An 18,131-nucleotide genomic window follows, 5' to 3' on the forward strand; every position below is an offset into this window, starting at 1 on the left:
AACTACCTTGAAAAACACCGATCTTTGAGGCCAGGTTCATTGACTATTTCCAACGTCTCGCCATCTACTGTCAGAGTGCTGATATTGCTCGCCTCAGGAAAAATCAGCTCTGAAACAGATGCTGGTCCATTTTTACCTAACTGACCGGCCCACGCTTTGATTTTCCCCTCCGATTTTTTTTCATCAATGCAACAGTGTCCGGCGCAGCGAGAATACGGGCATCAGGAAATGCCTGCCACACGGGTTCCAAGCCAAAGTAATAATCAGGGTCACTTGTCGTAATATAAACAGTGGTCAATTTCTTGCCACTGGCCTTTATTGCATCAGCAATGACTTTACCGTCTGAATAATTAAAATTCGAATCAATGAGCACTGCCTCAGACTTACCCGCTATAAGAACTGGGGCACGAAGAAAGCCAGCCTCATTAGTTCTGAAAGTTGTCCAGTCGAGGACATGTTTCTCTAATGCGTATCAGGCACATTCCACCACCGGATTAGCACGACAACAAAGGCAGCCATAGCCAGACAGGCTGTCGCAATGGCAACGCATTACCCAGCCCTGTTTCAGGAAGATGCAAGCGAGCAACCAAAGCCGTGACTCGGACATAGTCTTTCACCTCCGCCGCATACGGAATACCAGACCCGGCCTTTTAATAACCTAGTGGTACTTAAGACATTTCAGGAGTCAGATTTAAGTAACCTTTGCCCCATTTATCATGCCCTTTCCCTCTTTCTCCCTCAGTGAACCGGAAGGCGAAGACCCAAACTCTGCGGATAAGGGTCAAAGTAATTTTGAGTTAGCAGATAGCGGTCAGGGTATTCGGCCAGATAGTGCTTCAGTAGCGTAAGTGGGGCGAGGATGGGTAACAGTCCATCGCGATAGTGCAGGATCACCTCACGCAGTTCACCACGCTGGCGGAGAGTCAACTGATTACGGAAATAACCCTGAATATGCATTAGCACGTTGGTGTGATTTTTCCGCGAAGCGGGTTTCTTCAGGATTGTCATCAGTTTTTCGCGATAGGCCACAAAGAAATCATCCAGGTCTTCCCATTCATGCAGCGACGCGACAAACGGCCCGATCTCACGGTAGCCCGCCTGATGGTGTGCCAGCAGTTGAAGTTTATAGCGGCTGTGGAAGTCAAGCAGCGCGCGCCGCGTGAGGCCGTTGGTACGCAAAGTGTTCAGCTCATGCAGGGCGAAAACACGCTCGACAAAGTTCTCCCGCAGCACCGGATCGTGCAGGCGACCATCTTCTTCAACCGGTAACCACGGGTATTTCTCCAGTAATGAAGCGGTAAAAAGACCAACCCCCTCTTTATGCCCGCGATTGCCTTTTTCGTCATACAGCCGCACGCGCTCCATACCGCAGCTCGGCGATTTGGCACAGACGATAAAACCCGACAGTTGATCCAAACGTGAAAGGTAAGTCTCGGCGAAGCCAGCCATTTTCTCCGTTACATCGTCGTGTGGAGCATGACTGAAGCGCATGCGGATGTCGCCTTCCGCCGTCTGTACCAGACGCAGAGCCGGACGGGGCACGGGCAGGCCGATGGACATCTCCGGGCAGACGGGTTTGAAGGTCACCCACTGCGCCAGGTCATCCATGACGAAGTTCATCCGTTTGTGCCCACCGTCAAACCGTACGGCTGAGCCGGTTAAACATCCGCTGATCCCAATGACGGGTTGAATAGTCATGGCACGCCCCTCTTTACTGCGTATTTCGGGTGAAGAAAAGCGTGACCGTCCCAACAGTGATCCCGAATTTCTTCATCTCTGTCTTATTAAAAAGATGCGTGCCATCCTGTAGGTACATCCAGTCATCAAAGTGTAACAGCCAGGTACGGCCGTCAGCTTTAACGTTCATACTGTAACGCCAGTTAAAAGCATTGCCCGCAGCCTGACCTGTCGCTACACCTTCAATATCGCCCGCAGCGCCCTCGTAGCGATCGGCAGCGATGCGCCGGATATGCCACACGCGCTGCTGTTGCTCACCATCGTCATAGACGAAATGCTCGTTAAGCATCAGCGTGTCACCGATGACGTTACCGGTGATATCGACGTGGAAGCGACGCAGTTGTTTACCGCTGCGATCCTGCACCATGCCCCACGCTTCGGTTTTCCCCTGAAAATACTGGAAGATATCTAGCGACGGCTGTTGGTGTCGGTAGTCAGTAACCTCTGTGCTGCAGCCTGTCAGCATTACCAGCATCAGGCACAGTGTCAGAATACGTTTCATTTTTTACCTCCGATCAACTGCTGACGCAGTTCGGGATATTGCGTGCGAGGATCGAGCCAGATGGCCAGAAAACAGGTACTGAAGGTTGCAGGCTGGCTCGGACCGAGCGGGACAAAATTTTTTTGTGCCGCCGAGGATCGGTACCAGAATTGCCCTTGCCTACCGTTAAACACAAAGGCCAGTTGCGCCCCCGGAGTGACGTCAGGCCAGAGGGAATGCAGCATACGCAGCCAGGATTCACTCTGCGGTTCGCGCGCCAGAACGCCCTGCGCCTGCCACTGATCGCGAGTGGCCTCGACCAGCTCGCCGCGATCGATATTGCGTTTGTAGGTAATAATCAACGCCTGATCCTGCTCCGGACCGTTATACCGGCCGTCCGGCGTGAGCAACTGGGAGGTATAGACGGTGAACGGCCCCCAGGTTAGGGTTGCATCACCCACTTTGCGCCAGCTTAACCAGTCGGCGGAATGAGCGACGGGCGTGATGGCCGTCAGCCACAGCAACACCAATAACGCGGTTCTCATGGTCGCTTCCCCATCAACATCTGGAAAAACAGCATCAGAATCAGCCAGCCCGACGCCATCCAACTGACGACGATGACATCAGGCTTCAGCAAGGTCATCGCGCCCAGACGTTCACCGATGATGTACGCCACTGGCCCGCCAAAAGTCGCCATCAGCGTCAGTAGCCACACCGGCAGCGTGGTCGTGCGGGTCAGCTCAGTCCAGACGGTAGCGAACATCAACCACAGCGCCACCATCCATAGCGGCAGCATCACGTCACCGTTAAAATCGATCAGCCCCGCCCACACCCAGAGCGCATCAAGGCCGCTCCCCGCCGCAGCGAGCAGGAGGGCATAAAGACGGTGTGCAGGCGACAGCATCAGGCAGGCCAGTATCGCGAGCGCAAGCCACAAAAATAGGCCTCGTTCACGAAACAACACCACCAGCGTCCAGTAGAGATCGAACGCTATTGCCATCAGAAAAACCTGCACATAGCGCTTCATACGCGCTCCGCGGTCAGTTGCACCGCACTGATAGTACGTGCATTAAATCCGGCTTCGCAGTAGCCAAAGTAGTAGAGCCACATACGACGAAACCGGTCATCAAACCCGAGCTTTTCAATATCCTGCCAGGCGTGTACAAACCGCTGCTGCCACTGTGCCAGCGTGCGAGCGTAGTCAGGCCCCATGTCGAACAGATTACGGACGACAAAATCAGTGTGTCGCGTCATCAGCTCACTCATCACCGTAATGCTTGGTAAAAAACCGCCGGGGAAGATGTAGCGCTGGATAAAATCGACGCTTTTGCTGTAGTCGCGGTAGCGCTGATCCTTAATGGTGATGGCCTGAATCACCATTTTTCCTCCCGGACGCAAACGGGCCTGACAGGTGCGGAAGAAGGCTGGCAGGTAGCGTTGTCCTACCGCTTCTATCATCTCGACCGACACCAGCTTATCGAACTCGCCGGTCAGATCGCGGTAGTCACACAGCAGAACCTGAACGCGATCCTGCAACCCCGCGCGGGCAATCCGCGCTTTCGCCCAGTCGTACTGCTCCTGCGACAGCGTGGTAGTGGTGACTCGGCAGCCGTAATGACGAGCGGCGAACTCCGCCATCGCCCCCCAGCCGGTGCCGATTTCCAGCAGGTGATCGCTGGGCGTCAGCGTCAGTTGTTCACACAGACGGGTCATCTTTGCCCGCTGAGCCAGGGTAAGATCCTGCTCGTCGGCGGTGAACAGCGCACTGGAATAGAGCATTTCCTCATCGAGAAAATGTGCATAGAACTCATTGCCCAGGTCGTAATGGGCAGCGATGTTTTCCCGCGCCTGCTGCCGATGGTTGCGCCGCGTCCAGTGGCGAAGCCGCTCAACCGGCCTGCCCAGCAGACGAAAGCCGCTTTCCATCTGCTCTAGCACCTTGCTGTTGAGCGCAAGAATCTGCAACAGCGGGGTGAGCTGATTCGTCTCCCACTCGCCGTCTATCCAGGCTTCAGCAGCACCGAGGCTACCGCCAGTCAGTAAACGCCAGTACACACTTGGAGCAAGGATCTGCACGTCGGCGCGCAGTGTGGCGGCAGCATCGCCAAAATGGAAAGTCTGCGCCCCTTCACGTACCGTGATCGCACCCTCGCGGATACCACTTAGCAAACGAAAGAGCAGCCAGCGCGCGATACGAGCGTTGCGCGGGATGTCGGGTTCAAGCGCAAAGACGGGATCGGTCATGAACGTTCACTCCTGCTGACGGGATGGTTGTACAGCGGCACACGCTTAAGCCATAGCCGCAGCGCCTGCCAATAAATAGCGAACACAGTTTTCAGCGTCATCAACGGTATACGCAGCAGAAGTGACGTCAGGTTTGCGCGCGTCAGTGGTTCACGACGCAGCACCAACGTAGCATCGAATACTTTGGATTCCTGATGATTTTCGATATGCATATGCAGCGTTTTACCGGGGCTGTTGAAACGCCAGTGGTAAACCATGTCCATCGGGTTAAAGGGAGAGACGTGGAACGCCTTTTCCAGCGGGCGAGCCGCATGACTATCGACCGCATGACCATCGACCGCATAGTAATGGCGCTCGTTCCACGGGGTATTGCGCACCTCGGCCAGTATCCAGCGCAGGATGCCCCTATGGTCATAGCAGTAGTAAAAATTGACCGGATTAAAGTGGAACCCGAAATAGCGCAACTGGGTCAGAAGCATAACCCGACCATCAGGCCGCTCGCCGATCAGGCTTTCAAGCCGGTCAAGGACGTTATCTTTGAGCGGCGTGCCGAGCGGGTAGTCCGCATCGTGGAAAGCGGCAGCGGCGAATCGGTTACGGCGGATGCCTGCCGACGGCAGCACGTCGAGTTCATCCAGATCGATCCAGGCCATAAACATACTGTAGCGAAAATGGTGCACTTTTGGCTGGAGCCGCCGATGGCGTAAAACCCCCTGATACAGGCAACTGTTCATTTCAGTTCCCCCCTCCTGCGGCGGCGATCCCCTTCACCACATCGAGTGCGCTACGTACGCCATCTTCATGAAAACCGTTGTACCAGTATGCCCCGCAATACCAGCTCCGCTGACAGCCGTTAATCTCACTGCGCCGCGCCTGTGCGCGCCAGCTTTTGGGGTTAAACAGCGGGTGCTCATAGACAAAGCGCTTCCAGACATAGCGCTCGTCAATCGGTGTTTCCGGGTTCAGGGTAACGCAGAACAGGGGGCTGCCCTCTGGTAACCCTTGTAAGATATTCATGTTATAGGTGACACAGGCGCTATCCTGTTCACGCTCACTCAGGCGATAGTTCCAGCTTGCCCAGGCACGCTGGCGCACCGGCAGCCAGCGCGGGTCGCTGTGTAACACCACTTCGTTACGCTGCCAACCGATATCCCCCAGCACCTCACGCTCGGCAGGCGTCGGCTCGTCAAGCATCGCCAATGCCTGCACGGAGTGGCAGGCGAAAATCACCTGATCGAACGTATAGCTCGATCCCTCAAGCTGGATCTGAACGCCTCCATCGTGGCGCATCACCTTCTGCACCGGCGCGTTAAGATGGAGGGTTAGGCGATCGCCCAGCTGTGCCAGCATAGCGCGAATGTACTCCCGCGAACCGCCTGGCACCACGTACCACTGCGGACGATGAGCGATATCCAGCAGGCCGTGGTGCTCAAAGAAACGCAAAAATAGCGGCAGCGGGAAGCGGCGCATCTCCTGAAGCGACGACGACCAGATAGCGGCCCCCATCGGCAAAATGTAATGACGGGCAAAAAAACCGCTGAAACGGTGCTGATCGAGGAAAGTCTGTAGCGTAGCGCTCTCGTCTACCTCCCCCGCCAGCGCTTCTTTTGCCAATCGATTAAAACGTACGATCGATTTAAGCAGCCCCCAGAATGTCGGATTGACAAGATTACGACGCTGAGCAAACAACGAAGCGACAGTATGACCGTTATACTCCAGACCGTTCTCTGGGTTATGCACGGAGAAGCTCATTTGCGTTTTTTGCCCACGGATACCCAACTCGCTGAGCAGGCCCATAAAACGCGGATAAGTGCGGTCGTTATAGACGATAAACCCTGTATCGATGGCATACGTCCCCTGCGGAGCGGTGACATCAACCGTAGCGGTATGCCCACCTAACGTGGGTTCGGCCTCGAAAAGCGTAACCTGATGGTGTCCGGCCAGCCGCCAGGCACAAGTCAACCCGGCGATACCGCTGCCGATAATAGCAATGTTCATGAACGCACCATCCTGCGCAGTAACGCGCGCTGAAGAAAATTAGGCAGCCCTGCCAGCAGGCGCAAAATCAGGCTGAAGCCTGTCGGGAACGCGATGTGATCTTTCCCTTTAGCCAGACCACGACGGATAGCCTCCACGGCGCTGTCCACGCTCACCTGACCGGGCATGGCAAAATCATTTTTGCGGGTCAATGGCGTGTCAACAAAGCCCGGCGAGACGACCGTAACAGCGATCCCTTTTGGCTCCCAATCCAGTCGCAGGCTATTGGCAAACCAGGTCAGCGCCGCTTTCGATGCACCATAAGCCTCTGCCCGTGGGAAGTGCAGCCAGTGCGCCATGGAGCTGACCAGCACCACGCGTTTTCCCGAAACCAGCTGCCCCTGTAGCGCGGCCAGACAGTTTACCGGCCCCAGAACATTGGTGGTCATCACCCGTTCCACCAGCGCGGCATCCACAACGCCATGATCTAGATATTCACAGGTTCCCGCACAGAGAATGACCAAATCGGCAACACAGTTGGACAGCGCCTGACGGCAGGCCGCAGGATCGGTCATATCGAACGACCTCACCGTGATGTTTGGGCTGTATTGGTGTAACGCCTCCAGCCGGTCTGGATCTCGCCCGCAAGCGATGACGCGGTAGCCGTCATCGGCCCAGGATTTTGCGAGTCCCTCCCCTATGCCAGAGCTTGCACCCGTGATGAGGACCGTTTTCATGAACGCACTCTTCTTTTCACACCGCGCACCGCCCAACCCAGTAACGGAAGGTGTTCGTAGATCATCTCTCCGGCGTCGTAATAATCGCGCTGACGAATAATCAGATCGTCCTGAATATCCACGATTGAGCATCCCTGCAAGGTAAGTGCGTCTCCCCCAGCAACTCGCGGGTGGGCCCAGTGCATGGTCCAGGTTACGACAAAACGATGGCCGCTGCTGAGGGAAGGGTCAATGGAAAAGCGGCACTGCTCAACGTTAGCAAGCAGATGAGTGAAGTAACGCTGGATCGCAACCAGCCCCTCATGTTCACCAAACGGATCGATAAGCGAAGCATTGGGATGATAAATCGCGGCCAGCGCCAATGGCTGCTGGGTATCCAGCTCGGTGTAGTAATCCACAAATCGGTTGATGACGGATGACAATGTGTTCATGAGTCTCACCTGGGCTTGGAACAACGTGGCGTAATCGTATAATTAAAATCTACACAATTATTTCCACTTGTCCAAGTTTCACCAGTGTTATTTTTTATTTCACAATTATTTCAATTATTTATTTTAAATATGAGATTTTATTTTCTTAGACGAGGTTACCCGTCCGCCACCTTTGCAGGTGGCAGAGAAGTGAAGGATTGGGAGATAAAAAAAGCGGAATTACAGGGGAATGACGTCTAAGGAAGCGACGTGCTGCTGCCAAAGGTCAATCTGTTTTTTGCGAGCCGCAGTGAGTTTACCGGTGGTGACCAGCAGCCATTTTCGCTCTGGGAAAATCTCCGGCGCCAGAGTGGCTGGCGGTACGGGAAGGACGTCAATGCGAAGCCCCTGACCGGTGCGCATGAGCGCTTCGAGCCAAATTTCGCACGGATCGCTCAGATACCAGCCGGTAATCAGATAGTTATCACCTGGCGATCTTTTATCCCCTTCAAGGCAAAACGACGTGTAGGAGATGATGATACCATCGAGGATTTCGCGCAGGGTCATCATCGCCGGAATATTGGCCGAGACTTTGCTGCGCAGCGGGCGCAATACTTCACGGACCAGTTCCGTACGCGGATACTCGCGGCCTGCGTCGTAAATCATCTGGCGTAGTGATTCGATTTTTCCCTCTTTCAACCGCTGCAACATGCTTTCCTGCAGGGCAAGCCAATTATTTGTTCGACGCGAGCCTGAGCGAGCCAGCAGCGGTTTCACTTGGCTGACCGGGACCCCTTTTTTCACCCAGTCGAGAATTTTTAACGCCTGTTGGACGTCGTCATCGCTGTACAACCGATGGCCACCGTCTGTGCGCATCGGTTTGAGCAGGCCGTAACGACGCTGCCAAGCGCGGAGCGTCGTCGCATTTATCCCACAAAGCTGGGAAAATTCACCGATGGAGTAAGACATGTACTCAGCCTGATAGTAAACAATGCTCTCAATATACTATGAATAACGTCAGGTTGAATGACGTCGTTGTCACCGCGACAAACACCAGATCGAATGGATGGCTGATAGTCACCAGATTGCTTAATACCGGTCCTGGCACCACAATTCCACCATCATCGTGGCGCAGAACTCATTGCGGATGCGCAGTACGTCCGCAAAGGACTGGCGTACGGTTAACATCATGCAGCACAGCGGCAATGGTAATACCGATTGCCCCCGCCCCAGATGCGGAAAATACAATTCACTCCGCCCCCGCTCATCAGCGGTGAAGAACCTGTTGCGAACCGCTTTATTAAGCCCTAACGTGAGTATTGCTCTTCACCCTTTGGATATTCACTATTTCGATTGACGAGGAAAAATGGAACGCTTGTTTGTCTACGGTACGCTGCGTCCGGGTCACGCCAATGCCTATATTCTGGAAAACATCGGTGGAGACTGGCTGCCGGGTGATGTGGCTGGCACATTTTATGAGAGTGGCTGGGGCGCTGCTGAGGGATTCCCAGGGATAGTCCTCGATGATCGCGGGTCGCGCGTTAGCGGTTACCTGTTTTCGTCCGCTAACCTTGAAGCGCACTGGCCAATGCTGGATGAGTTTGAAGAGGGCTACGATCGCGTTGAGGTTGTGGTTACCACGGAGGAAGGCCAGCAGATGACCGCATGGGTCTATCAGCTACAGCCACAAACAGGCCAGTAGCGTTACAAATCAAATACGCCCATCGCCCTGCCCCAGCCAAATTGAAAAATCCCGCTTACGGGTACCTAAGCGGGACGCGACCATCACAACCTCAATGTTACTTGTTTCCAAACGCCCTAAACAAGCGTTACTCATTGCCCCATTGATTCAGGAATGTCGCGATTTCATCAATACGATGCGCGTCGATACACGCTTCACGGGCCATCTCCTTCTGCGCCTCTTCACTGATTTCTTCGTTATTCATTAAACGGGTGCTCAGCAGTTGGAAATAGCGCGCCAGAGCGTCACGTTCTGACTCGCTCACTGGCTTTTCAGATTCCGTCGCATACTCATCCGTGATGTCATAAAATTTAAGCGGTATTTCATTGTTCATAAGTCATCCTCAGGGGTTAAGGTCTACGTCCGTTGATGCATGCATCATCTGGCTGGGATAATACCATTCTTACTTCGTTTTCCTGTCATCCATGTAGGGCAAGGAGCCAAACGCAGACGCCTCAGTCCCTTAAACGTGAAAAACTGGTAAGTTTTCCACTTTAGCCTTACCATGAAACCATACAAGCACCTATCACTAACCACATGAATTATAAAAATAAATTCTATTTTACAGAGGGCGTTACAACGGCACCGATGCGGGCCGTCCCCCAAGTCATGAAGATGGCTCATGTCTATTGAAATTAAATCACTTTTACTCACGTAGTGACTCTGGCATAAATTGTGCAGTTGCAGTAGTTAGCGACAAGTAGTTAGAGACAATATGAAATCTGCTGAATGATAAGACCTGAAAATCTTCGAAAAAAAAGACATAAAATCAGGTTGATATCAACAATTAGGATGTTAGATCGCGATGAATAAGAACTTTACATTTACGATTAAGAACACGCGTTTCGATGAGAATTATAACCCGTCCGAAAATACGCGTATTACGACCAATTTTGCGAATTTGGCGCGAGGAAAGAACCGCCAGGAGAACTTGCGCAACGCTTTAACAATGATTGACAACCGTTTCAACTCTCTGGCGCATTGGGACAATCCCAAAGGCGATCGTTACGCTGTCGAACTTGATATCATTTCCGTTGAAATTGATATTGAAGGCAATGGCAACACCTTCCCCGTCATTGAAATATTGAAAACGAATGTTGTTGATAAAAAAACCAACACGCGCATTGAAGGGATTGTAGGGAATAATTTCTCCTCCTACGTGCGAGATTATGATTTTAGCGTATTACTGTCAGATCATAATAAGAGCAACCCCGGATTTAGCACCCCCGATAACTTTGGCGATTTGCATGGAAACATCTTTAAATGCTTCGTGAATTCGGAAAGCTACAAAGAGACGTTTAGTAAAGCGCCAGTAATATGCCTCAGTGTTTCAAGTAAAAACACCTATCATCGGACTGGCAATCAGCACCCTGTGTTAGGCGTCGAATACCAGCAAGATGAATATTCATTGACCGATCAATACTTCCATAAAATGGGATTGCAGGCTCGCTATTTTATGCCGCCAAATAGTGTTGCGCCTTTAGCTTTCTATTTTTCTGGTGACTTACTGAGTGATTACACGAATCTTGAGCTGATCAGCACCATCGCCACGATGGAGACGTTTCAAAAGATTTACCGACCTGAGATTTACAATGCGAACTCTCCGGCGGGTCAATGTTATCAGCCAAGCCTGAATCATCAGGATCATTCATTCACTCAAATTGTTTACGATCGAGAAGAACGTAGTCTATTGGCTATCGAGCAGGGAAAGTTTACGGAGAAAAACTTTATCAAACCATACCACGCTATTCTTGAGCAATGGTCTGCTAATTACGTTCTTTGATTAACCAAACACACAAGGTCACCGATTATTATGAAAATATTGTTACCTACCTCAACGGCTGGCAGCTTACCGAAACCTTCTTGGCTGGCGCAGCCTGAGACACTGTGGTCCCCTTGGAAGTTGCAAAGTGAGGAATTAGTTGAGGGCAAACAAGATGCGCTACGTTTGAGCCTGGCGGATCAACTACAGGCAGGGATTGACATTGTCAGCGACGGCGAGCAAACGCGCCAACATTTTGTCACGACGTTTATTGAGCACCTCAGCGGTGTTGATTTCGAGAAACGTGAGATCGTTAAAATTCGTAACCGCTATGACGCGAGTGTACCGACAGTCATTGGTGCAGTCGTGCGACAAAAACCCGTTTTTGTTGAAGATGCCAAATTTTTACGTCAGCACACTACGCACCCCATTAAATGGGCCCTGCCTGGTCCCATGACGATGATCGACACACTCTATGATAGCCACTATAAAAGTCGTGAAAAACTCGCTTGGGAATTCGCCACCATTCTGAATCAAGAAGCGAAAGAGTTAGAAGCGGCGGGTGTCGACATTATCCAATTTGATGAGCCTGCATTTAATGTCTTTTTTGATGAGGTGAATGATTGGGGCATTGCCGCATTAGAACGAGCCGTTGAAGGACTTAAATGTGAAACTGCGGTACATATTTGCTATGGCTATGGCATCAAAGCCAATACCGATTGGAAAAAGACGCTGGGATCCGAGTGGCGGCAATATGAAGAAATTTTCCCTAAATTGCAAAAATCGGCTATCGACATCATTTCACTGGAATGTCAGAACTCCCGTGTTCCCATGGATCTGATTGAACTCATTCGCGGTAAAAAAGTGATGGTAGGCGCCATTGACGTGGCAACCAATACCATTGAGACACCGGAAGAAGTCGCTGATACGTTACGCAAAGCGCTTAAGTTTGTGGATGCCGACAAGCTCTATCCGTCTACCAACTGCGGTATGGCGCCGTTATCCCGTCGCGTCGCAAGAGGCAAACTCAATGCGTTAAGCGCAGGTGCGGAAATCGTCCGAAGAGAACTCCTGGCTAAATAATGTCGCTAAATAGTCGACGATATTTAGCAAACACAGCCCGGTTGGCGATCCAATCAATCGCTAACCGGGCTGAGCGATAACGCTGAAAATCAAAAGCCTGCATTAAGCATTGGCAAAACGTGAATTACCACATCAAATCATCAGGCACTTTAAAATCAGCGTACGGATCGTCTTCGTCTTGTTCTTCCTGACTCAAAGCACTATTTAAGACAATACTACTCGCATCTCGCTGCGCAATTTTATCCGCTACGATCGCGGGGATAATCGCGTATTCACTCTCGCCGTTGCTATTAACCGCCAAACGAGCAATAGCAAGACGGCCATTGATCAGTTGGGTCTGAGTCAGCTTATCCACGTCTATTTTTTTAATAACGTTGTTATCAGTGAAGTTAAAACCAATATCGCCTTTTGCAATGCTGATTCTGTTCATTTCGATGAGCTGCTTCACCTGAGCCTTATATTCTTTCGATAAAACAGCCTGTTTTTGTTGTTCACTGAGCTGTTTATCACGCTCAAGCTGTGCTTTCTTATTCTCTTCCACAGCCTCTCTTGCCTCACGAGCCTGAACGCGTGATTTTTTCGCTGTTCTTTGGACTTTGGCCATTTTTTTGCTGGTCACTAACCCAGCTTTTAGCATCTGCTCTTGTAAGGTGAGTTTTGTCATTGTCGTTTCTGAATTGGTTGAATAATTTACAGGATTATACCTGTAATGTTTGAGGTAGTACCAGATTGCAGGACGCAATCGCGGTGAGGCTTGCGTTTGGGGGTATCAGAAGCGATGCCGAAACTCTGCTGATGAATGGCGCAGAACTCCGGCACAGGGTTATCAGAACTTGAGCAATTTCACCGTAGCATCGATGTCTATCTCATCTTCCGAGAAGATTAACGTCGTTCCCTGGAAGGTCGTGATCGCCAGTTTTTTTATCGAGCGCATTTCACCCGGCTTAGCGGTTGATTTCGGCCTGATACTATTCATCAGTATCCCCACAGACAACACCGCATTTTCTTTATCAATGCCGCTATCGACGGGCACGTCTTCGCTATAAACCAGATAAGACTTGATCGACGTGAGCTTAAGGCGCTCACCCGCGATATAGATGTATTTGCTTTCCGGTAAAACCTTCACCGCATAGGCCGACAGCCCCTTGTTGTTCGTGGTGGGTTCGAAAGTCACCGCAGCATCTTTCTTAATCAGATCAGGGTTGGCGACCTTAATCACATGAAAATACCGGTTCTCACCGTTTTCATCTTTGATAAATCCAAAACCTTTATCTTTAAACCAGGTTGTGATCGTTCCGTTCATCGCCATTGTCGCCTACTTAATCGTTTATCTACTCAGTTTTTGCAGCGCGCAGTGTAAAGCACAATGCCTGCGCAGACTACGTCTTTGGGTTAAGTCTGGACGATAAATTTCTGGTCTGCGAAAAAATATTCCCGATGCCGATTCCCTCCGCATCGGGAAATATGCATTTAGCTGATATCACCACCGTTAGTGGCAATCACTTTCTGATACCAGTGGAACGATTTCTTCTTATAGCGGTTGCCGCTGCCGGCGATCGTGTCATCCAAATCGACATAGATAAAGCCGTAGCGTTTGCTCATCTCACCAGTAGACATGCTGACCAGATCGATACAGCCCCACGGGGTATATCCCATCAGTTCGACACCGTCGTCAATTGCGTCGGCCATTGCTTCGATGTGCTGACGCAGATAGTTGATGCGATAGTCATCGGCGATGTAGTGATTGTTATCCGGCTTATCCACCGCACCCAACCCGTTTTCTACGATAAACAGCGGTTTTTCGTAACGGTCGTACAGCTGGTTTAGCGCAATGCGCAGCCCCACCGGATCAATTTCCCAACCCCACTCGCTGGCTTCCAGAAACGGATTGCGCGCCCCGCCCAGCAGGTTGCCATGCGCGGCCGCCGCATCTGGGTCAGTTTTGTAGGTGGTGGAAGACATGTAGTAACTAAAGCCGATGTAATCGACGGTGTGCTGTTTAATCAGTTCCAGATCGCCCGGCTGAATATCCAGCGTGACGCCCAGCGACTGCCACAGGCTTTTCGCGTAGTAGGGATATTTCCCGCCCGCCTGCACATCCGCACAGTAAAAGTTAAATGACTGCGTTTCTTTCAGCGCCGCTAACTGATTGATAGGGTTACAGTCATAGGCATAATTCGTGGCAAACAGAATCATGCAGCCGATCTGGATCTGCGGGTTGGTCTCATGCGCCATTTTCACCGCCAGGCTGCTGGCGACAAACTGGTTATGCCATGCCTGAAATTTAGCCTGTGGATCCAGCGCGCCGGTTTGCACCGTCAGCCCCTGACTCATGATCGGGAAATGAGCAGCACTGTTGATCTCGTTAAAGGTCATCCAGTATTTCACTTTGTGGCCGAAGCACTCCAGCACCGTGCGGGCAAAGCGCTCAAAGTGGCCGATTAGCTCACGGTTTTTCCAGCCGCCAAAGACGGTGGCCAGATGCAGCGGCATTTCATAGTGAGAGATCGTAATCACGGGTTCAATGCCGTGGGCGATGCAGGTATCAATCACCTGCTCATAGTGGCTCAGCCCCGCTTCGTTGGGCTGTTGCTCAATGCCGTTCGGGTAGATACGCGTCCAGGCAATCGAGAAGCGATAGCATTTGAAGCCCATCTCGGCGAACAGCGCAATGTCCTCGCGGAAACGATGATAGTGATCGATACCTTTATGATTAGGATAGGTGTAGCGCTGTTCATCCAGCGTGAAGTCAAACGTATCGGAAGCCACAATGCTTAAACGCGCTTTACCACCGGGAATGGCATCCACAATCGACAGGCCTTTGCCGTCGATATTGTAGGCCCCTTCGACCTGATTCGCTGCGGTGGCACCGCCCCACATAAAGCCGTGCGGAAATCTTTCGCTCATGGCACTTACCCTTTATCAATGCTGACTATTTATCGATGAACGCCGTGGCGCACCTGACGTTGCTTTGCTTCCGCGCGCCTCGAATGACCAAAATTCTAGAGGAAAAAGGAGGACATGAACAGAAATAAGAAACCGGTTGCATATCTGCTATCCGCGGGTCTGCCGGTATCGTGCTTGTCGTCCTTGCCATCACCCATCTGCCAAACTGGGCTACGCGGGTTCGCTCAGCTAAGTCTCAAGGAAAGTGATGACGGCTAACGACTTATTCTGATGCCTTATGTTGACGCGACGCGACCTTTGCAAGCTCAGACAATACGACCGTTGCCTCCTCTAAACGCTCAGGGACAAGTTTATAGAACACCCAGTTCTTGATGCGTTTCGATGTGACAATTCCAGCTTTCGATAGATATTGAAGATGGCCGGTGACGGTCGGCTGACTCAGGCCAATTTTCTCAGTGATAAACCCTACGCACACCCCATCCTTAACTAAATCACCATCCTGCTGTTCTGGGAAATGTGCCCGAGGATCGGCCAACCATTCCAGAATAATGAGCCGCTGCTGGTTGCCGAGCGCTCGTAGTAAATCGGCCGCTGTCGCTGCATGCTTGTTCATATAGCCAAGTACCTATATAGTAATTCACATATACAGTTGATAAGGAAATACTATGATAAGCGAACACCACAGGGCAACCGACGCTATAACGTTGAAAGATATTTACGCCGCATCTCAGCAGATTAAAACAACGATACGCAGAACGCCGCTAGACCACTCGCAAGAATTATCCGCTCGTGTCGGTGCAGAAATTCGGCTCAAAATGGAAAACCTCCAACAGACCGGTAGCTTCAAACTGCGGGGAGCGGCAAATGTTCTTGCCAATCTGGATGCAGAACAGCGCCGCGTTGGCGTCATCGCCCCAACGGCAGGAAACCACGGGTTAGGGCTCGCCTATGCAGGACAAGTCGCGGGCATCCCCGTAACCATCTTTTTGCCACGCACGGCAGACCCGATGAAGGTCGCAGCGATGAAAGGCTGTGGTGCGCGTATTATGTTCTTTGATGACATCGAAGAAGCCAGGCAGGCGGCAATAGTAACGGCACAACAGTCTGGTGCCACCTTCGTTTCGGCCTACGATAACCCACATATGATTGCAGGCGGTGGCACAGTCGGTCTTGAAATCATGGAAGACTGGATGAATGCGGAGGTAATCCTGGTGAATATCGGTGGTGGCGGTCTCGCCTCAGGAATTGCAACAGCAGCCAAAGCAATCAATCCCGCTATCGAAGTATGGGGTATACAAAGTGAAGCCAGTCCGACATTTGCCCGCTGGAAAGAGGCACGTGACACGCTTCCCGTCGAACTAGCACCCTCTATCGCCGAGGGCGTTAGCGGCTATATAGAACCCAGTACGATGACCTGGCCGCTGGTTCGTGACCGTGTCGATCGCGTGCTCACGGTATCAGAAGCTGAAATCAAAGCCGCGATGCTGTCAATGCTCGAACTTCACCGACATGTTGTCGAACCTTCTGGGGTGCCTGCCGTCGCGGGAGCCATTCGCTACGCGAAAGAGATTCGCGGGCGCAAAACCGTCTGCGTCGTCACCGGCAGGAACATTTCGGGGTCACGCTACCTCACGTTGCTTAATGAGGCGACAGCCGACGTAAACCGGTAGAACAAGCGCCTCTTTGCTGGGTAACCTGCGGAGGCGTTACAGCATAAATTCGTAATGCGAGCCGTCCGGCAGTTCAACATCCCAGTTCTTGCATTAGATTGGAGAGAACAATTGACTAAGCGTCAAATGCTCGTTCAGGCATCGCGTTGTCTGGCCTGACGGCGAGAGCGACAGATTTCGGCATGGTTCCTATCGGCCCATTGAATTAACAGCTGCATGGGCTGTAAAAAGGAGTGCCCGAGTGGCGTCAGCGTGTATTCCACGCGCGGGGGAACTTCCGCATAGATCGTCCGATGTATGAACCCATCAGCCTCGAGTCGCTTTAGCGTGCGTGACAGCATTTGGCGCGAAATATCGTCAATATGGCGATGTAATTCATTAAAACGCAGCGTCTTTTGCGCCAGCGCTTCGAGTATTAACAAACTCCACCGATCGCCGATGCGATCCAGCACATCACGGATTGGACAAGGATGGTCAAACGCGGCATCGTCGAGGCTTTCCGCCGCCGACGTTTTTGGATTAACCGTGTCAGTGAGGAGTGTGTCATGAGTCATTTCTGTGTGACTTGGTTGCATGTCGGTGACTTCTTGTCGGAGAAAAGTCGGCAATGTACCATCCAGATCCTCTATAGTCTATTTTTGTTACCTAGTCCCAAAACAAGAAAATAAGGAGTCTACATGTCACATATTGCACTCATTGGCGCCTCCGGTGATGCCGGTTCACGCATTCTTAAAGAGTTATCAGATCGTGGGCATACGGTCACCGCCATCGCACGCCATCCAGAAAAAATTGCCTCACTGCCGAACGTCACCGCTAAACAAGGAGACGCGCTGGATAAAGATGCGCTGGTCGCGTTATTCAAAGGGCATGATGCGGTGGTCAGCGCGGTTAAATTTGGCTCATCCGACCCAGCGACCCTGATTGCAGCCGTTAAAGCCGCAGGAGTAAAACGCTATTTGGTCGTCGGCGGCGCGGGGAGTCTGGAAATCGCGCCGGGTCAGCGTTTAATCGATCAGCCGGGCTTCCCTGATGCTTACCGCCCTGAAGCCTCCCGTGGTGCTGCCTTCCTCGACTTGCTCAAGCAAGAGAAAGATCTTGATTGGTCCTTCCTCTCGCCGTCCGCCGAATTTGTTCCGGGCCAGCGCACAGGCACCTTCCGTCTCGGCAAAGACACACTGCTCAGTAATGACAAGGGCAGCAGCATTTCCTTTGAGGACTACGCTGTCGCACTGGTTGATGAAATCGAAAATCCGGCACACTCCCGTCAACGCTTTACTGTGGGTTATTAAACCCTGCGACGATCCGCACCTTACCCATAGTCTCTCAACAATGTGTGGATCTCGCGTTATACCGATAGGTCGTAGAGATAGAACAGAACGGTA

22 protein-coding genes and 1 pseudogene are annotated in these 18,131 nt (G+C 51.8%); 5 read left to right on the forward strand and 18 right to left on the reverse strand.

Translation table 11 applies throughout. The annotated features are described in order from the left end of the window. Positions 1-472 precede the first annotated feature (472 nt). The 12 genes and pseudogenes from H0247_RS19885 to H0247_RS17515 all read right to left on the reverse strand — a co-directional run. Positions 473-607: a hypothetical protein gene (locus H0247_RS19885; RefSeq protein WP_255434009.1), complete on the reverse strand. Its 135-nt coding sequence runs from the start codon at positions 605-607 to the stop codon at positions 473-475. 131 nt (positions 608-738) lie between these two features. Then, positions 739-1,698 (reverse strand): DUF523 and DUF1722 domain-containing protein, encoded by a 960-nt coding sequence (locus H0247_RS17465; protein WP_180743677.1) that lies wholly within the window; start codon positions 1,696-1,698, stop codon positions 739-741. 13 nt (positions 1,699-1,711) lie between these two features. Continuing rightward, complete coding sequence (locus tag H0247_RS17470; protein WP_180743678.1) at positions 1,712-2,239, reverse strand: DUF3833 domain-containing protein; 528 nt, start codon at positions 2,237-2,239, stop codon at positions 1,712-1,714. Continuing rightward, entirely contained in the window at positions 2,236-2,763 is a 528-nt protein-coding gene (locus H0247_RS17475) for a hypothetical protein (protein ID WP_180743679.1), read from the reverse strand. The genes H0247_RS17470 and H0247_RS17475 overlap by 4 nt, the downstream gene beginning before the upstream one ends. After that, entirely contained in the window at positions 2,760-3,245 is a 486-nt protein-coding gene (locus tag H0247_RS17480) for a DUF2878 domain-containing protein (RefSeq protein WP_180743680.1), read from the reverse strand. Before H0247_RS17480 ends, H0247_RS17475 begins: the two co-directional genes overlap by 4 nt. Continuing rightward, entirely contained in the window at positions 3,242-4,462 is a 1,221-nt protein-coding gene (locus H0247_RS17485; RefSeq protein WP_180743681.1) for a cyclopropane-fatty-acyl-phospholipid synthase family protein, read from the reverse strand. Before H0247_RS17485 ends, H0247_RS17480 begins: the two co-directional genes overlap by 4 nt. Next, positions 4,459-5,196, reverse strand: coding sequence for a DUF1365 domain-containing protein (locus H0247_RS17490; protein ID WP_180743682.1), 738 nt, complete (start codon positions 5,194-5,196; stop codon positions 4,459-4,461). The genes H0247_RS17485 and H0247_RS17490 overlap by 4 nt, the downstream gene beginning before the upstream one ends. A gap of 1 nt (position 5,197) precedes the next feature. Beyond that, positions 5,198-6,460: an NAD(P)/FAD-dependent oxidoreductase gene (locus H0247_RS17495; RefSeq protein ID WP_180743683.1), complete on the reverse strand. Its 1,263-nt coding sequence runs from the start codon at positions 6,458-6,460 to the stop codon at positions 5,198-5,200. Beyond that, entirely contained in the window at positions 6,457-7,176 is a 720-nt protein-coding gene (locus H0247_RS17500) for an SDR family NAD(P)-dependent oxidoreductase (protein WP_180743684.1), read from the reverse strand. The genes H0247_RS17495 and H0247_RS17500 overlap by 4 nt, the downstream gene beginning before the upstream one ends. After that, the gene (locus H0247_RS17505) at positions 7,173-7,607 is read right to left on the reverse strand and encodes a nuclear transport factor 2 family protein (RefSeq protein WP_180743685.1); all 435 of its coding nucleotides are present in this window, start codon (positions 7,605-7,607) and stop codon (positions 7,173-7,175) included. Before H0247_RS17505 ends, H0247_RS17500 begins: the two co-directional genes overlap by 4 nt. Positions 7,608-7,826: 219 nt before the next feature. Then, positions 7,827-8,555, reverse strand: coding sequence for a MerR family transcriptional regulator (locus H0247_RS17510; RefSeq protein WP_180743686.1), 729 nt, complete (start codon positions 8,553-8,555; stop codon positions 7,827-7,829). 61 nt (positions 8,556-8,616) lie between these two features. Continuing rightward, positions 8,617-8,835, reverse strand: a pseudogene (locus H0247_RS17515) (2-dehydropantoate 2-reductase N-terminal domain-containing protein); the annotation flags it as partial. 117 nt (positions 8,836-8,952) lie between these two features. Here H0247_RS17515 and H0247_RS17520 point away from each other — a divergent pair. Then, positions 8,953-9,288 carry a gamma-glutamylcyclotransferase family protein gene (locus tag H0247_RS17520; RefSeq protein WP_180743687.1) on the forward strand — a complete coding sequence of 112 codons (336 nt, stop codon included), beginning with the start codon at positions 8,953-8,955 and terminating at the stop codon, positions 9,286-9,288. 127 nt (positions 9,289-9,415) lie between these two features. Here H0247_RS17520 and H0247_RS17525 read toward each other — a convergent pair whose 3' ends face one another. Next, entirely contained in the window at positions 9,416-9,661 is a 246-nt protein-coding gene (locus tag H0247_RS17525; protein WP_180743688.1) for a DUF2543 family protein, read from the reverse strand. 471 nt (positions 9,662-10,132) lie between these two features. Between H0247_RS17525 and H0247_RS17530 the strand changes: the two genes are divergently transcribed. Then, positions 10,133-11,110: a DUF1852 domain-containing protein gene (locus tag H0247_RS17530; protein ID WP_180743689.1), complete on the forward strand. Its 978-nt coding sequence runs from the start codon at positions 10,133-10,135 to the stop codon at positions 11,108-11,110. Between the two features lie 30 nt (positions 11,111-11,140). Beyond that, entirely contained in the window at positions 11,141-12,172 is a 1,032-nt protein-coding gene (locus H0247_RS17535) for a methionine synthase (protein WP_180743690.1), read from the forward strand. Between the two features lie 124 nt (positions 12,173-12,296). On the opposite strand, the gene H0247_RS17540 is transcribed toward H0247_RS17535, so the two are convergent. From H0247_RS17540 to H0247_RS17555, 4 genes are all read right to left on the reverse strand, one after another. Continuing rightward, positions 12,297-12,836, reverse strand: a complete 540-nt coding sequence (locus H0247_RS17540) for a DUF2058 domain-containing protein (RefSeq protein WP_180743691.1) — start codon at positions 12,834-12,836, stop codon at positions 12,297-12,299. A 162-nt stretch (positions 12,837-12,998) separates the two neighbouring features. Further along, the gene (locus tag H0247_RS17545; protein ID WP_180743692.1) at positions 12,999-13,481 is read right to left on the reverse strand and encodes a cold-shock protein; all 483 of its coding nucleotides are present in this window, start codon (positions 13,479-13,481) and stop codon (positions 12,999-13,001) included. 161 nt (positions 13,482-13,642) lie between these two features. After that, on the reverse strand, positions 13,643-15,079 hold the full coding sequence (locus tag H0247_RS17550; protein WP_180743693.1) for a glycoside hydrolase family 1 protein: 1,437 nt from the start codon (positions 15,077-15,079) through the stop codon (positions 13,643-13,645). Positions 15,080-15,341: 262 nt separating this feature from the next. Next, positions 15,342-15,692: a helix-turn-helix transcriptional regulator gene (locus tag H0247_RS17555; protein WP_180743694.1), complete on the reverse strand. Its 351-nt coding sequence runs from the start codon at positions 15,690-15,692 to the stop codon at positions 15,342-15,344. Between the two features lie 52 nt (positions 15,693-15,744). On the opposite strand from H0247_RS17555, the gene H0247_RS17560 reads away from it, so the two are divergent. Further along, on the forward strand, positions 15,745-16,749 hold the full coding sequence (locus H0247_RS17560; RefSeq protein WP_180743695.1) for a threonine/serine dehydratase: 1,005 nt from the start codon (positions 15,745-15,747) through the stop codon (positions 16,747-16,749). Between the two features lie 134 nt (positions 16,750-16,883). Here the strand turns inward: H0247_RS17560 and H0247_RS17565 are convergent, their stop codons facing one another. Continuing rightward, the gene (locus tag H0247_RS17565) at positions 16,884-17,324 is read right to left on the reverse strand and encodes a helix-turn-helix domain-containing protein (RefSeq protein WP_180743696.1); all 441 of its coding nucleotides are present in this window, start codon (positions 17,322-17,324) and stop codon (positions 16,884-16,886) included. Positions 17,325-17,426: 102 nt separating this feature from the next. On the opposite strand from H0247_RS17565, the gene H0247_RS17570 reads away from it, so the two are divergent. Continuing rightward, on the forward strand, positions 17,427-18,038 hold the full coding sequence (locus tag H0247_RS17570; RefSeq protein WP_180743697.1) for an NAD(P)-dependent oxidoreductase: 612 nt from the start codon (positions 17,427-17,429) through the stop codon (positions 18,036-18,038). The last annotated feature ends 93 nt before the right edge of the window (positions 18,039-18,131 follow it).

It is taken from the genome of Pectobacterium sp. CFBP8739, assembly GCF_013449375.1.
Lineage (GTDB): Bacteria > Pseudomonadota > Gammaproteobacteria > Enterobacterales > Enterobacteriaceae > Pectobacterium.

Bases quoted from the DNA above. Each gene is read 5' to 3' on its own strand.
- H0247_RS19885 (WP_255434009.1), bottom strand. From the start codon at position 607: ATGTCCGAGTCACGGCTTTGGTTGCTCGCTTGCATCTTCCTGAAACAG.
- H0247_RS17465 (WP_180743677.1), bottom strand. From the start codon at position 1,698: ATGACTATTCAACCCGTCATTGGGATCAGCGGATGTTTAACCGGCTCA.
- H0247_RS17470 (WP_180743678.1), bottom strand. From the start codon at position 2,239: ATGAAACGTATTCTGACACTGTGCCTGATGCTGGTAATGCTGACAGGC.
- H0247_RS17475 (WP_180743679.1), bottom strand. From the start codon at position 2,763: ATGAGAACCGCGTTATTGGTGTTGCTGTGGCTGACGGCCATCACGCCC.
- H0247_RS17480 (WP_180743680.1), bottom strand. From the start codon at position 3,245: ATGAAGCGCTATGTGCAGGTTTTTCTGATGGCAATAGCGTTCGATCTC.
- H0247_RS17485 (WP_180743681.1), bottom strand. From the start codon at position 4,462: ATGACCGATCCCGTCTTTGCGCTTGAACCCGACATCCCGCGCAACGCT.
- H0247_RS17490 (WP_180743682.1), bottom strand. From the start codon at position 5,196: ATGAACAGTTGCCTGTATCAGGGGGTTTTACGCCATCGGCGGCTCCAG.
- H0247_RS17495 (WP_180743683.1), bottom strand. From the start codon at position 6,460: ATGAACATTGCTATTATCGGCAGCGGTATCGCCGGGTTGACTTGTGCC.
- H0247_RS17500 (WP_180743684.1), bottom strand. From the start codon at position 7,176: ATGAAAACGGTCCTCATCACGGGTGCAAGCTCTGGCATAGGGGAGGGA.
- H0247_RS17505 (WP_180743685.1), bottom strand. From the start codon at position 7,607: ATGAACACATTGTCATCCGTCATCAACCGATTTGTGGATTACTACACC.
- H0247_RS17510 (WP_180743686.1), bottom strand. From the start codon at position 8,555: ATGTCTTACTCCATCGGTGAATTTTCCCAGCTTTGTGGGATAAATGCG.
- H0247_RS17520 (WP_180743687.1), top strand. From the start codon at position 8,953: ATGGAACGCTTGTTTGTCTACGGTACGCTGCGTCCGGGTCACGCCAAT.
- H0247_RS17525 (WP_180743688.1), bottom strand. From the start codon at position 9,661: ATGAACAATGAAATACCGCTTAAATTTTATGACATCACGGATGAGTAT.
- H0247_RS17530 (WP_180743689.1), top strand. From the start codon at position 10,133: ATGAATAAGAACTTTACATTTACGATTAAGAACACGCGTTTCGATGAG.
- H0247_RS17535 (WP_180743690.1), top strand. From the start codon at position 11,141: ATGAAAATATTGTTACCTACCTCAACGGCTGGCAGCTTACCGAAACCT.
- H0247_RS17540 (WP_180743691.1), bottom strand. From the start codon at position 12,836: ATGACAAAACTCACCTTACAAGAGCAGATGCTAAAAGCTGGGTTAGTG.
- H0247_RS17545 (WP_180743692.1), bottom strand. From the start codon at position 13,481: ATGGCGATGAACGGAACGATCACAACCTGGTTTAAAGATAAAGGTTTT.
- H0247_RS17550 (WP_180743693.1), bottom strand. From the start codon at position 15,079: ATGAGCGAAAGATTTCCGCACGGCTTTATGTGGGGCGGTGCCACCGCA.
- H0247_RS17555 (WP_180743694.1), bottom strand. From the start codon at position 15,692: ATGAACAAGCATGCAGCGACAGCGGCCGATTTACTACGAGCGCTCGGC.
- H0247_RS17560 (WP_180743695.1), top strand. From the start codon at position 15,745: ATGATAAGCGAACACCACAGGGCAACCGACGCTATAACGTTGAAAGAT.
- H0247_RS17565 (WP_180743696.1), bottom strand. From the start codon at position 17,324: ATGCAACCAAGTCACACAGAAATGACTCATGACACACTCCTCACTGAC.
- H0247_RS17570 (WP_180743697.1), top strand. From the start codon at position 17,427: ATGTCACATATTGCACTCATTGGCGCCTCCGGTGATGCCGGTTCACGC.